Annotated in this window: 11 protein-coding genes and 1 pseudogene; 5 read left to right on the top strand and 7 right to left on the bottom strand. The window is 64.3% G+C overall.

Annotation, left to right across the window (positions count from 1 at the left end; genetic code table 11):
• Nucleotides 1–34: 34 nt before the first annotated feature.
• Nucleotides 35–595: a TetR/AcrR family transcriptional regulator gene (locus tag ACQ86E_RS26860; protein WP_431202555.1), complete on the bottom strand. Its 561-nt coding sequence runs from the start codon at nt 593–595 to the stop codon at nt 35–37.
• A 268-nt stretch (nt 596–863) separates the two neighbouring features.
• Between ACQ86E_RS26860 and ACQ86E_RS26865 the strand changes: the two genes are divergently transcribed.
• Nucleotides 864–1,538 carry a response regulator gene (locus tag ACQ86E_RS26865; RefSeq protein ID WP_431202556.1) on the top strand — a complete coding sequence of 225 codons (675 nt, stop codon included), beginning with the start codon at nt 864–866 and terminating at the stop codon, nt 1,536–1,538.
• A 76-nt stretch (nt 1,539–1,614) separates the two neighbouring features.
• Nucleotides 1,615–2,943 carry a sensor histidine kinase gene (locus tag ACQ86E_RS26870; protein WP_431206573.1) on the top strand — a complete coding sequence of 443 codons (1,329 nt, stop codon included), beginning with the start codon at nt 1,615–1,617 and terminating at the stop codon, nt 2,941–2,943.
• Nucleotides 2,944–2,947: 4 nt separating this feature from the next.
• Here ACQ86E_RS26870 and ACQ86E_RS26875 read toward each other — a convergent pair whose 3' ends face one another.
• The 5 genes and pseudogenes from ACQ86E_RS26875 to ACQ86E_RS26895 form a co-directional block, all read right to left on the bottom strand.
• Nucleotides 2,948–4,603 (bottom strand): TRAP transporter large permease, encoded by a 1,656-nt coding sequence (locus tag ACQ86E_RS26875; RefSeq protein ID WP_431202557.1) that lies wholly within the window; start codon nt 4,601–4,603, stop codon nt 2,948–2,950.
• A gap of 28 nt (nt 4,604–4,631) precedes the next feature.
• A pseudogene (locus tag ACQ86E_RS26880) lies at nt 4,632–5,212 on the bottom strand (TRAP transporter small permease subunit).
• Nucleotides 5,213–5,385: 173 nt separating this feature from the next.
• The gene (gene moaA, locus ACQ86E_RS26885; protein ID WP_431202558.1) at nt 5,386–6,420 is read right to left on the bottom strand and encodes a GTP 3',8-cyclase MoaA; all 1,035 of its coding nucleotides are present in this window, start codon (nt 6,418–6,420) and stop codon (nt 5,386–5,388) included.
• A 108-nt stretch (nt 6,421–6,528) separates the two neighbouring features.
• Nucleotides 6,529–6,942 carry a hypothetical protein gene (locus ACQ86E_RS26890; protein ID WP_431202559.1) on the bottom strand — a complete coding sequence of 138 codons (414 nt, stop codon included), beginning with the start codon at nt 6,940–6,942 and terminating at the stop codon, nt 6,529–6,531.
• 227 nt (nt 6,943–7,169) lie between these two features.
• On the bottom strand, nt 7,170–7,844 hold the full coding sequence (locus tag ACQ86E_RS26895; RefSeq protein ID WP_431202560.1) for an HAD-IA family hydrolase: 675 nt from the start codon (nt 7,842–7,844) through the stop codon (nt 7,170–7,172).
• A 155-nt stretch (nt 7,845–7,999) separates the two neighbouring features.
• Here ACQ86E_RS26895 and rpiA point away from each other — a divergent pair, with 155 nt between their 5' ends.
• From rpiA to gor, 3 genes are read left to right on the top strand one after another with little or no spacing between them, the layout of a single operon-like run.
• Entirely contained in the window at nt 8,000–8,725 is a 726-nt protein-coding gene (rpiA, locus tag ACQ86E_RS26900) for a ribose-5-phosphate isomerase RpiA (protein ID WP_431202561.1), read from the top strand.
• 2 nt (nt 8,726–8,727) lie between these two features.
• A complete protein-coding gene (locus ACQ86E_RS26905; RefSeq protein WP_431202562.1) occupies nt 8,728–9,276 on the top strand; it encodes a DUF2059 domain-containing protein in 549 nt (182 codons plus the stop codon).
• Nucleotides 9,277–9,322: 46 nt separating this feature from the next.
• Nucleotides 9,323–10,711, top strand: coding sequence for a glutathione-disulfide reductase (gene gor / locus ACQ86E_RS26910; protein ID WP_431202563.1), 1,389 nt, complete (start codon nt 9,323–9,325; stop codon nt 10,709–10,711).
• 49 nt (nt 10,712–10,760) lie between these two features.
• Here the strand turns inward: gor and ACQ86E_RS26915 are convergent, their stop codons facing one another.
• Nucleotides 10,761–12,056 (bottom strand): DUF892 family protein, encoded by a 1,296-nt coding sequence (locus ACQ86E_RS26915; protein WP_431202564.1) that lies wholly within the window; start codon nt 12,054–12,056, stop codon nt 10,761–10,763.
• Nucleotides 12,057–12,133: the final 77 nt, after the last annotated feature.

Raw genomic sequence — 12,133 nt, forward strand, 5'->3', positions numbered from 1 at the left:
ACGCGAGGTATGATCGTTCATATGACTGGGGTGCTCACTTGATGAAGCGATCGAGAAGAGCGTCAGCGGTGGCCTTCGACGTGGTCCGTGCCGGGGCCGTCTTTCCGACCACGCGCAGCCCTTCAACGAAACAGACCAGAATTCGGGCGGCACTCGAGGGCTCGACACCGTCGGCCAGCAGGCCCGCCGTCCTCGCGCGGGACAATGCGGCCGCCAACCTGGTCTCCATCGCTTTGAAGAAGCCCGCGATGCGACGGCCAACCTCGGCGTCCTGGCCTGCCAGTTCCATGGCTGTCGCCACGAGCAGGCATCCGCGCCGGCCATTGGCACCGCTGGTGCGGTCGACGTAGCCGGCAAGGAAGGCCCGCAGGCCGTCGACCGGCTCCCTGTCGGGGGCGAGTTCAATGTTGATCCGGGTCAGGGCATCGGCGATATAGCGATCCAACGCACGCAGGAACAGCGAGTGCTTGTCGCCGAACGCGGCGTAGAGACTGCCGCGCGATAGCCTGGTCGCATGAAGCAGATCCGGGAGCGCCGTGGCGTGATAGCCGCGCGACCAGAACACGTCCATCGCGCGTTCGACTGCGACGTCCATGTCGAAACTTCGGGGACGGCCACGGGGCGACTGCACTGGGGTCTGGTTGCGCATTCCTTATATATAGACCGCTTGGTTCATATATCGCAAGCCCGGGGATTTGAGGGATGAGCTGGTGCGCACGCGCCTGATTGGCTTACACGAACCTGACGGGGCGCCAAAAGGCCGGCAAGCCCGCCTTTTTGCTGGCCGAAACTGCGCGAATGATGGAAGAGAGCGACGATGCGGCGCGAGCCGTGATTGCACCGGAACATCCGGCGGGAATGCGATGCGCCTTCTGATCGTCGAGGACAATGCGGAACTGTCGCGGCTCGTTGCCGCCGGGCTGGCGGCGGCCGGCTATGAGAGCGACATCGTCGGCAGCGCGGCCGAGGCGCGCGAGGCGGTCAGCAGCGTCAGCTATGCCGCGATGATCCTCGACCTCGGCCTGCCCGACGGCGACGGCCTGCTGGTGCTGCGCGAGTTGCGGCGGCAGATGGAGCCACTGCCGGTGCTGGTACTGACCGCGCGCGGCGGCTTGCAGGACCGCGTCACCGGCCTGCGCAGCGGCGCCGACGACTATCTCGCAAAGCCGTTCGCGATGGAGGAACTGGTGGCCCGGCTGGAGGCGATCCTGCGCCGTCCCGGCCAGTTGCTCGGCCGTTCGCTGCGCCTCGCCAACCTCGTCTACGATACCGAGAGCCGACAGATCTTCGTCGACGACCAGCCGCGGATCATCTCCGCGCGCGAGACCTCGGTGCTGGAGATCCTGCTGCGCCGGCAGGGCCGGGTGGTGCCGAAGAAGAACGTCGAGGACCACATCTTCGGGCTCGAGGGCGAAGTCGCCTCCAACGCGGTCGAGGTCTACGTCTCGCGACTGCGCAAGCAGCTCACCGAACACGGCGCCAAGGTCGTGATCCACACCATTCGCGGCGTCGGCTATCTCATGGCCGAGGAGAAATAGCGTGGCTCGGACCGGATTTGGCGGCGGGTCGTTCGCGAGGCCGACGTTCAAATCGCTGATCTCGCGCATCGTGTTCATGCACATCCTGGCGGTCGCGGTAGCCGCGATCTTACTGCCGCTGGTGCTGTTCTGGCTGCTCAACTCCGAAGTCGATCAGTTGCACCGCGATGGCATGCGCGCGCAGGCCGAAGTGCTGGCCGAACGCATCGTTGCAGCACCGGATGGCCTGCTGACGTTCAACCTGCCGGACAGTCTCCGCGGTCTCTATTCGGAAGCCTACGGTCGCTATCTCTACGACATCCGCGATGCCGACGGCCGATTGCTGTTCTCCTCGCGCCGCAAGACCGGCGCCGCGGCGGCACAGACGTCGCCGTTGTCCGAGACAATTTCCGGCGCCAGTGTCACCCGCATCATCGACGGCAAGATCGTGCGCATCCGCGTGGCCGAGGATCTGGCGCATCGCGACGTCATCATCGACGACATCATCTCGAACTTCTTCCGGCGGGTGGGGTGGATCACCATTCCGATCCTGCTGGTCCTGCTTGCCGCCGACATCATCATCTTCCGCCGCGCGCTCGCGCCGTTGTGGAAGGCGTCCGAGGAGGCCAGCAATATCGGGCCGGCACGCACCGACATCCGTCTGCCGACGAAGCAGATTCCGCGCGAGATCATGCCGCTGGTCACCGCCGTCAACAAGGCCCTCGACCGGCTCGAGGACGGGTTTCGCGTGCAGCGCCAGTTCACGGCCGATGCCGCGCATCAACTACGCACGCCGCTCACGATCCTGCGGACACGGATCGAAACGTTGAATGACGCGGCCGCACGGCAAGCGCTCCATGACGACATCGAAGGCATGAGCCGTATCGTCGTCCAGCTGCTGGAGATCGCCGAGCTCGACACGCTGGTGCTCGATCCCGGCGAGACGGCCGACTTGCGCGCCGTCTGTGCCGACGTGGTCGGCGCGATCGCACCGTTCGCGATCGCGCAGCACAAGGACATCGCGCTGAAGGGCACGGACGCGCCGGTCCTGATCTACGGCAACGCGGTGATGCTCCAGCGTGCGATCTTCAACCTCGCCGAAAACGCGATCAAGTTCACCGCTCGGGGTACGTCGGTCGATGTCGAGGTCGGGGAGGACGGCTCGGTGCGGGTGCGCGATTGCGGGCCGGGCATCGCCGAAGAGGAGCGCGACCTGATCTTTCAGCGCTTCTGGCGCGGCGACCGTCAGCGCGTCGACGGCGCGGGGCTGGGATTGTCCATCGTGCGCGGCGTGGCCGACGACCATGCCGCCACGATCGCGGTCGAGAACCTGGCGGGCGGAGGCGCGCAGTTCACGCTGCAGTTCCAGCCCGTCCGGGAGGCGTCCCCAGCCGGTCGTCAGACCGGCTCGGGATCTGCGGGTTGAACCGCTACTGCTTGGGCTGGCCGAAATCGAGCGGCGGCAGATCGATCTGCGGGATGTCGATCTTGATCGTGGAAGGATCGATGTTCGACTGCACGCCCTTGTAGTGCATCACCATCGACGGGAACGTGATGACAAGCCCCACCATGATCATCTGGATGACCACGAACGGGACCGCACCCCAATAGATCTGTCCCGTCGTCACCGGCTCCATGCGCTTCTTGGTGAGCCGGTCGATATAGGACTCTTTCGGTGCGACCGAGCGCAGATAGAACAGCGCAAATCCGAACGGCGGATGCATGAACGAGGTCTGCATGTTGACGCCGAGGATGACGCCGAACCAGATCAGGTCGATGCCGAGATGTTCGGCCGCGGGCCCGAGCAGCGGGATCACGATGAAGGCCAGCTCGAAGAAGTCGAGGAAGAACGCCAGCACGAAGACGAAGATGTTGACGAAGATCAGGAAGCCGATCTGGCCTCCGGGCAGAGAGGTGAGCAGGTGCTCGACCCAGACGTGGCCGTTGACACCGTAGAAGGTCAGCGAGAACACGCGCGCACCGACCAGGATGAAGACCACGAAAGCGGACAGTTTCGCCGTGGATTCAACGGCCTGGCGGATCAGATCCCAGGACAGCCGCCGCTTTGCAGCGCCGAGAATGATAGCGCCCGCCGCACCCATGGCGCCGCCTTCTGTCGGCGTCGCAATGCCGATGAAGATGGTTCCCAGCACGAGGAAGATCAGGAACAGCGGCGGCACCATCACGAAGGTGGTTTGCTGCGCCATCTTGGAGAGGAAACGGAAGCCGAAGAACCGGTCGCTCAACCAGTTTACGACAGCGACGAAGAAGGCGAACAGGATGCCGAAGAACATGCTGAGCACGACGAAATCGGCGCCATGCGTCTCGGAGCCCCGCATCATGAGCCAGCCGAACCCGCAGCTTGCCAGGAACAGCACGCCGAGCGACCGCAGCCCGCGGTCGCCGCTGTCTTCGCGGAAACCGATCGCTTCCTTGGGCAGGCCGGGAGCGGCCTTCGGGAAGATCATGCTGACGAGGAAGGCGTAGCTTGCGTAAAGCCCGGCCAGCACCAGGCCCGGAATGAATGCACCCTCGTACATGTCGCCGACCGACTTGCCGAGCTGGTCGGCCATCACGATCAGAACGAGCGAGGGCGGAATGATCTGGGCGAGCGTACCGGACGCGGCAATGATGCCGGTGGCCACGCGCCGGTCATAGCCGTAGCGTAGCATGATCGGCAGCGAGATCAGGCCCATCGAGATCACGGATGCAGCAACGACGCCGGTGGTCGCCGCAAGCAGTGCGCCGACGAACACCACCGCATAGGCGAGGCCGCCGCGGATGGTGCCGAACAGCTGCCCGATGGTGTCGAGCAAGTCTTCGGCCATGCCCGATCGCTCGAGCACCAGCCCCATGAAGGTGAAGAACGGAATCGCGAGCAGCGTATCGTTGTTCATCACGCCGTAGACGCGTTCGGGCAGGGCCTGCAGGAAGTCCGGGCGGAATTCGCCGAGCTCGATTCCGACGACTGCAAAGATGAGGCCGACCGCGCCGAGCGAAAACGCCGCGGGATAGCCGAGCAGCAGCAAGACCACCAGCGACGCAAACATGATCGGCGCCATATTGGCGATAAGAAACGCGGTCATAGAGTCCCCCGAAAAAAGCCGCTCGCAGTCACTTCTTTTCGATCACTTGGACGAGGTGCTCGACCTCGGCTTCGATCGTCTTCACCTGCGATTCGTGAGGATCGGGAATCAACCCGCGCATCACTGCAATTCGCTTGATCAATTCGGAAACGCCCTGAACGAACAGGAAGGCGAACGCGATCATGACCAGCGATTTCGCCGGCCATTGCGGCAGGCCGCCGGCATTGCCCGATTGTTCGTTGATTTGGAAGGAACGTTCAAAGAAGGGGACGCCGGTAATCATCATCACGACCGTCAGCGGCAGCAGGAAAATGCATGGCCGATGACGTCGATGATGTTGCGCGCCTTCTTCGACATCATACTGTTGAAGATGTCGATCCGGATATGCTCGTTGTCGAGCAGGGTCCATGGCGCACAGAGCAGGAAGACGACGCTGAAAAGCACCCACTGCAGCTCGAGCCATGAATTGGACGAGGTATCGAATGCCTTGCGGATAATCGCGTTGACGGCGGAGACGACCACTGCAACCAGGATCAGCCAAGCCAGACGCTTGCCGGTCCAACGTGTGAACGAGTCAATTCCGCGGCTCAGCTTCAAGAGCGCTTGCAACGATAGGTCCTCCCCCGATTTCGCCCTGCCATCCTTGGTCCGCGCCGACCGGCGCGTCGGCTTGTCCCGCCGAAAAGGCTTAAGGCAGACGCACAAAATCAGCGGCTGTGCCGCCAGTCAATCGGAAGTTTGTTGATAAGTAAGGGGAATAGAGCCGCAGGTGGCGGTTAACGTCAGCCGCCTGTCACGCTCATATGCCTGGAGACGCTGGGGCGGTCGTGGCGGCGGTCGATGATGAAATCGTGGCCCTTGGGCTTGAGCCCGATGGCGCGGTCGATCGCATCCGCAAGCAGCGCATCGTCAGCCGATGCACGTAGAGGTTTGCGCAAATCGGAGGCATCCTCGTGGCCGAGGCAGGTGTGCAGCGTGCCGGTGCAGGTGACGCGCACCCGGTTGCACGATTCGCAGAAATTATGGGTCATCGGCGTGATGAAGCCGAGCTTGCCGCCGGTCTCGGCGACGCTGACATAGCGCGCGGGCCCGCCGGTGCTCTCGGCCAGATCCGTCAGCGTGAACTGCTGGGCCAGGCGCGCGCGCACCAGCGACAGCGGCAGATACTGGTCGATGCGGCCCGAGCCGATCTCGCCCATCGGCATGACTTCGATCAGCGTCAGGCCCATGCCCTTGCCGTGGGCCCAGCGCATCAGCTCGGGAAGCTCGTCCTCGTTGAGGTTCTTCAGCGCCACCGCGTTGATCTTCACGCCAAGGCCCGCGGCGCGCGCGGCCTCGATGCCTTCCAGCACCTTGTCGATCTCGCCCCAGCGGGTGATCTCGCGAAACTTTTGGGGATCGAGCGTGTCGAGCGAGACGTTGATGCGGCGGACGCCGCAATCGGCGAGCTCCTGCGCATGCTTGGCGAGCTGGGTGCCATTGGTGGTCAGCGTCAGCTCGTTCAGCGCGCCGCTCGTCAGATGCCGCGACAGCGAGCGGACCAGCGTCATCACGTTGCGGCGGACCAGCGGCTCGCCGCCGGTGAGCCGCAGCTTCTTCACGCCCTTGGCGATGAAGGCCGTGCAGAGCCGGTCGAGCTCCTCCAGCGTCAGCAGGTCCGCCTTGGGCAGGAACGTCATGTCTTCCGACATGCAGTAGAAGCAGCGCAGGTCGCAGCGGTCGGTGACGGAGACGCGCAAGTAGGAGATGGTCCGCCCGAACGGATCGGTCATGGCGCTCGACAGCGCGGCGCGGGAACTCGCGGAAGGTCCGTTCATACAAATGCCTTGTCACTTACGGCGACGGGCGCACCTTTTGCTTCAACGGTGCTGTGGAAGCAATCTAAGCATCAGATGCGACAAGGACAATCGTGCAGTGCACGGAGATCAGCGCTTGCCCGCGTTCGGATCGGGGAACGGCGAGCCTGCGGCAGGAGCCGTCTCCGCCGGGGCCGCAGCGGCAGCCGCCGGTTTCGGCTTCTTCGGCCGGTGCGGCTTGCGGACCGGCTTCGCTGGCACTGCGGGCTGAAGTTCCGCGAACACCGGATTGGGGTCTGTCGTCACCGAGGCGGGCGTGGTGAAATCACCGGGATTTCGGATCACGTTCACGGGCACGCTGGCCGGCTGATATTTCGGCAGCGCGAAAGCCACCGTGAACGGCGCGTCGGGAGCGGGAATCGAGACGGAGCAGGGGGTCTTGCAGCCCGAACCCAGCGAGGTCGTGGCGTCGGCGCCCGGAGGGCTGGATTCGAGCCGGACCTGAACGGTCGGCGGCGCCGATTTGAACATGTCCCAGGACATCGAGGGCATCGAGGAGCAGCCCCCAGACTTGTTGCCCCCAGGAGGCTCGCCCCCGCTAACGCAATCGCGATGACACGATGCATGACCATCCACTTCTACTGCGACGAACCGCCACATCCCCGGCCGGACCATAGGAGTGTCGTTTCGGGCAGGCAACCGGCGCACCGCGCATAGATAATAGATGGTTTACGCAGGGTTCCGAAAAATAGTTATCCCAAATCAGTGGCTTAGCCTGTCATCAGGCTGAGGGCAGCCGCCGGCAGGTCGCGCATATGGTGGATCAGCCGGTCCGGCTTCAGCTCGGCGATCGGCACGTCCGTATAGCCGAAGCTGACCCCGATCACGGGCACCCCGGCCCGGCGGGCCACGCCCACGTCGGTTCCGGCGTCGCCGACCATGATGCTGGCCTTCACCTGGCCGCCTGCGCGCGCCACGGTCTCGCGAAAAATGGTCGGATCGGGCTTCTGGACCCCGAAGGTGTCGGCGCCGCAGATCGCCGCGAAGCGACGGGTCATGTCGAGCTGGTCCAGCAGACGCTTGGACAGCCATTCCAGCTTGTTGGTGCAGACCGCCAGCCTATGGCCCTGGGCGGCAAAATGGTCGAGCGCGGCTTCCAGCCCCTCGAAGGGCCGGGATTCGACCGCGATGTGGTCGGCATAATAGGCGATGAAATCGGCCGTCATCCGGTCCATGTCCGCGACGCTCACGTTGCGGCCCTCGGCCTCCAGGCCCCGCTCGATCAGCTTGCGGGCACCGGCACCGATCATGTTGCGGGCCGAGGCCATCGGCACCGGCGGCAGCCCTTCGCGGTCGAGCACGTAATTCAGCGCGGTGATCAGGTCGGGCGCCGTATCCACGAGCGTGCCGTCGAGATCGAAGACGAGGGTGTAGGGGGAGGTCATGGTGCAAGCGCTACCGGCCCGGCCGGACCTGCGCAAGGGGTGGCGCCATAAGATCAGCTTATGGGCCTGTTCCCGCGAGGAAAACGAGGCTACACAGGCCGCCGCAAGCGGCCAGACTCGGCGGCACACTCTATTCAATCAGGGGCGGGCGCATCGTGAACATGGACCAGTTGAAGCGGCAGGCCGCGGCGCGCGCCCTCGAGGAGGTGCGCGACGGCATGCAGCTCGGGCTCGGCACCGGCTCGACCGCCAAGCATTTCGTCGAGCTGCTCGGAGAGCGCGTCGCCGCCGGACTCAAGGTGATCGGCGTGCCGACCTCCGAGGCGACGCGCCTCGATGCGATGCGCTGCGGCGTGCCCCTGACCACGCTCGACGAGATCGACCATCTCGACATCACGATCGACGGCGCCGACGAGATCGATCCCGAGCTCAACCTGATCAAGGGCGGCGGCGGCGCGCTGCTGCGCGAGAAGATCGTGGCGGCCGCTTCGGATCGCATGATCGTGATTGCCGACGACACCAAATGGGTGCCGACGCTCGGCCGCTTTCCGCTGCCGATCGAGGTCATCCCGTTCGGGCTTGGCGCGACGCGCCGCGCGATCGAGAAGGCATTTGCGGAAAGCGGCGTTTCCGGGCAAATGGCGGTCCGCAAGGCCAAAGGCGGGGACAAGGACGGCCACGTTTTCGTCACCGACGGCGGCCACTGGATCCTCGATGCCCAGCTCGGACGTATCGTGGATCCACCACGCCTCGCCAAGGCGTTGAGCACGATCCCCGGCGTGGTCGAGCATGGGTTGTTCATCGGCTTGGCCAGCTCGGCTGTTTTGGCGGGTGGCGAGGGAATCCGCGTGATTGAACGGCGAAAGCCGAAAGGAGACTAGGAATGACGAGCGTATTGAAGTTTTTGCCGGCCGCGACCCTCGCTGTGGGACTGGCGCTTTCGGCAGCCCCGGCTGTCGCGCAGCAGGCGGCGCCGGCTCAGCCGAAGGCCGCCGCACCGGCCCAGCCGAAATCCACGCCGGCGGCGATCGCGGCGGCCAAGGAGATCCTCCAAATCAAGAACGCCAACGCGATGTATGCCGGCGCCGTGCCCGGCCTGGTCGAGAAGACCAAGATCGCGCTGACCCAGCAGAATCTCAACTACCAGAAGGACCTCAACGAGGTCGCCCCGATCGTCGCCCAGCAGCTCGCCGGCCGCCAGAACGAGATCGGCCAAGGCATGGCAGAGATTTACGCCAGCGAATTCACCGAGCAGGAGCTGAAGGACCTCGTCACCTTCTACAAGTCGCCGCTCGGACAGAAGCTGATCGCTGCCGAGCCGCGCGCCATTGGCCTCAGCATGGCCTTCATGAACTCCTGGGCCCAGAACTTCGCCGAGACCGTGATGGGCGCCTTCCGCGCCGAGATGCGCAAGCGTGGCAAGGAAATCTGACAATACCTATCTAGTCAGGAGTTGATGACAGAGGTCGGAGTGGACAATGGCTGAATTCGACGTCGACCTCTTTGTCATCGGTGGCGGCTCGGGCGGCGTGCGTGCCGCCCGCATCGCGGCTGGCCACGGCGCCCGCGTGACGATCGCGGAAGAGTACCGCATGGGCGGGACCTGCGTGATCCGCGGCTGCGTGCCGAAGAAGCTGTTCGTGATCGGCTCGCATTTCCGACACGAACTCGAGGACGCCGCCGGCTTCGGCTGGACCGTCCCGCCCGCCAGCTTCGACTGGCCGACGCTGATCGCCAACAAGGACAAGGAGATCGCGCGGCTGGAGGCGGCTTACACGACCAATGTCGAGAAGTCCGGCGCGCAGATCGTCAAGAGCCGCGCGGTGATCGAGGACAAGCACACGGTTCGCCTGCTCGAGAACGACCGAAAGATCACAGCAAAATACATCCTGATCGCCACCGGCGGGGCGCCCAACCACGGCGCCTCGATTCCCGGCATCGAGCATGTGATCTCATCCAACGAGGCGTTTCACCTCGAGAAGCTGCCGAAGCGGATCGTGATCCAGGGCGGCGGCTACATCGCGCTGGAGTTCGCCGGCATCTTCGCCGGCTTCGGCTCCGACGTCACCGTGATCTATCGCGGCGACAACATCCTGCGCGGCTTCGACGAGGACGTCCGCGCTCACGTCCGCAGCGAGATGGAGAAGCAGGGCATCACCATCCTGACCGGCTGCACGGTCGCGAAGGTCGATCGTCACGGCGACGAGTTCACCACGCATCTGTCGAACGGATCGAGCATTGCCTCGGACCAGGTGATGTTCGCGATCGGCCGCCATCCGGCCGTCGCCAATCTCGGCCTCGAGAACGCCGGCGTCGCCATCAACCCCGCGAATGGCGGCATCGCGGTCGATCATTTCTCCAGGAGCTCGGTCGACAGCATCTATGCGATCGGCGACGTCACCCATCGCTTCAACCTGACGCCGGTCGCGATCCGCGAGGGCCACGCCTTCGCCGACACCGTGTTCGGCAAGCGCGAGGTGCAGGTCGATCATTCCAGCATTCCGACCGCAGTGTTCTCGCAGCCGGAGGTCGGCACGGTCGGCCTGACGGAGACCGAGGCGCGCGCGCAGTTCAGCCACGTCGACATCTACAAGACCAATTTCCGTCCGATCAAGGCGACGATGTCCGGGCGCGACACCCGCGTGCTGATGAAGCTCGTCGTCGACGGCTCGACCGACCGCGTGCTGGGCTGTCACATCGTCGGCGATTGTGCCGCCGAGGTCACGCAGGTGGTCGCGATCGCGATCAAGATGAAGGCGACCAAGGCCGATTTCGACTCGACCATCGCTCTGCATCCGACCGCGGCCGAAGAACTCGTCACCATGCGGACACCAACCGCGCGCCACGTGCGGCAGGCGGCGGAGTAGCGCAGCGGCCCACTCGGGGCCGCTGGATTGTTCGTTACTGTCCTGCCGCTCAACCTCCGGCGGGCTCGTCCTCGACCGAGGTCTGCTCGATCGCGGCGGGCATTTTCGCGACCGACATCAAAGAACGCGCGACCTGGTTGAGCAACTGATCCGCATTTTCCTCCTCAGCCAGATTCTTCGAAAGCAGCGCGACGACGGCACCGTGACGCAGCTGCTGCGCCAGATTGCGCGCCGTCGTGTAACCGGCGATCTCGTAGTGCTCGACGCGCTGTGCCGCGCCGATCAGGGCGAGGTCGGCGGCGGCGTCATCCTTCCCTGCGCCTTCCTTGATCACCTCGTCGCCTTCTTCAACGAGCCCCTGCATGCCCTTGCAGGCCTTGGCGCGTGGCTTCTTCCCGAGCAGTTCGAAGCACTCCCCGATACGCTCGATCTGCGCCTCGGTTTCGGCGAGGTGCAGGCTGAACAATTCGCTGAGCTGGTCGTAGCGCGCGGCCTCGATCATTTGCGGCAGTGCCTTCGTCACCTGCTTCTCGGCATGCAGGAGGTCCCGCAGCTGCTCGATCAGCAGATCGTCAAGACCGACGAGAGCCTCCGGCGGCGAACTCTCGGCCACGATCGAGGGCGCAGCGCCTGCATCGCCGGTCTGGAGTGCCGGAGATTCCATGAAGACCCAGTCCTCGCCCTCGTTCCACGGTCCTCTGGTGTCGATTTCGCCGTAGTCGCCGGACCCCGTTGAATCGTTGAGGAACTGATCCACCAGCCCGGGCGTCGGAGCGATACGGCCAATGCTGAATGCCGGCTTGTTCATGCTCTCGAGCGCGCGCGAGAACGCCTTCATGTGGGTGATCTCGCGCGTCATCAGGAATTGCAACGCATCCTTGGTGCCGGCGTCGTCACAGAAGTTGATCAGGCGCTCATACACGATCTTGGCACGGGCTTCGGCGGCAATGTTGCTGCGCAGATCGACGTCGAGTTCACCGGTGATCTTGAGGTAGTCCGCCGTCCAGGCACTGCCTTGAGAGTTGAACAGGTTGACGCCGCCGCCGCCGGCGATCGCAATCAGCGGATCGGCTTCGGCCGCTTCGCGATCAAACTTCATCGGCTTCAAGTGAAGTCGTGCGAGCGATCCGACCACTTCGAGGTGGCTCAGTTCCTCGGTTCCGATATCCATCAGGAGATCCTTGCGGTCCGGATCTTCGCAATTGAGACCCTGAATGGAGTACTGCATGGCAGCGGCCAGCTCACCGTTGGCCCCGCCGAACTGCTCCAGCAGCATGTTGCCGAACCGCGGATCGGGCTCGTCGACACGCACTGTGAACATGAGCTTCTTGACGTGATGGTACATGATAGACCTTTATTTGCTGGAGATGCCGGGCCAACCGAGAGCTGCATCGGACGTTCCTAATTCGGATCGTGCGCGAC

This window comes from Bradyrhizobium betae (assembly GCF_050632175.1).
Classification (GTDB): domain Bacteria; phylum Pseudomonadota; class Alphaproteobacteria; order Rhizobiales; family Xanthobacteraceae; genus Bradyrhizobium; species Bradyrhizobium betae_B.

What these genes read in the sequence shown, in the direction of transcription:
- ACQ86E_RS26860 (WP_431202555.1), bottom strand. Translation starts at nt 595, where the DNA reads ATGGACGTCGCAGTCGAACGCGCGATGGACGTGTTCTGGTCGCGCGGC.
- ACQ86E_RS26865 (WP_431202556.1), top strand. Translation starts at nt 864, where the DNA reads ATGCGCCTTCTGATCGTCGAGGACAATGCGGAACTGTCGCGGCTCGTT.
- ACQ86E_RS26870 (WP_431206573.1), top strand. Translation starts at nt 1,615, where the DNA reads ATGCACATCCTGGCGGTCGCGGTAGCCGCGATCTTACTGCCGCTGGTG.
- ACQ86E_RS26875 (WP_431202557.1), bottom strand. Translation starts at nt 4,603, where the DNA reads ATGACCGCGTTTCTTATCGCCAATATGGCGCCGATCATGTTTGCGTCG.
- moaA (WP_431202558.1), bottom strand. Translation starts at nt 6,420, where the DNA reads ATGAACGGACCTTCCGCGAGTTCCCGCGCCGCGCTGTCGAGCGCCATG.
- ACQ86E_RS26890 (WP_431202559.1), bottom strand. Translation starts at nt 6,942, where the DNA reads ATGTCCTGGGACATGTTCAAATCGGCGCCGCCGACCGTTCAGGTCCGG.
- ACQ86E_RS26895 (WP_431202560.1), bottom strand. Translation starts at nt 7,844, where the DNA reads ATGACCTCCCCCTACACCCTCGTCTTCGATCTCGACGGCACGCTCGTG.
- ACQ86E_RS26905 (WP_431202562.1), top strand. Translation starts at nt 8,728, where the DNA reads ATGACGAGCGTATTGAAGTTTTTGCCGGCCGCGACCCTCGCTGTGGGA.
- gor (WP_431202563.1), top strand. Translation starts at nt 9,323, where the DNA reads ATGGCTGAATTCGACGTCGACCTCTTTGTCATCGGTGGCGGCTCGGGC.
- ACQ86E_RS26915 (WP_431202564.1), bottom strand. Translation starts at nt 12,056, where the DNA reads ATGTACCATCACGTCAAGAAGCTCATGTTCACAGTGCGTGTCGACGAG.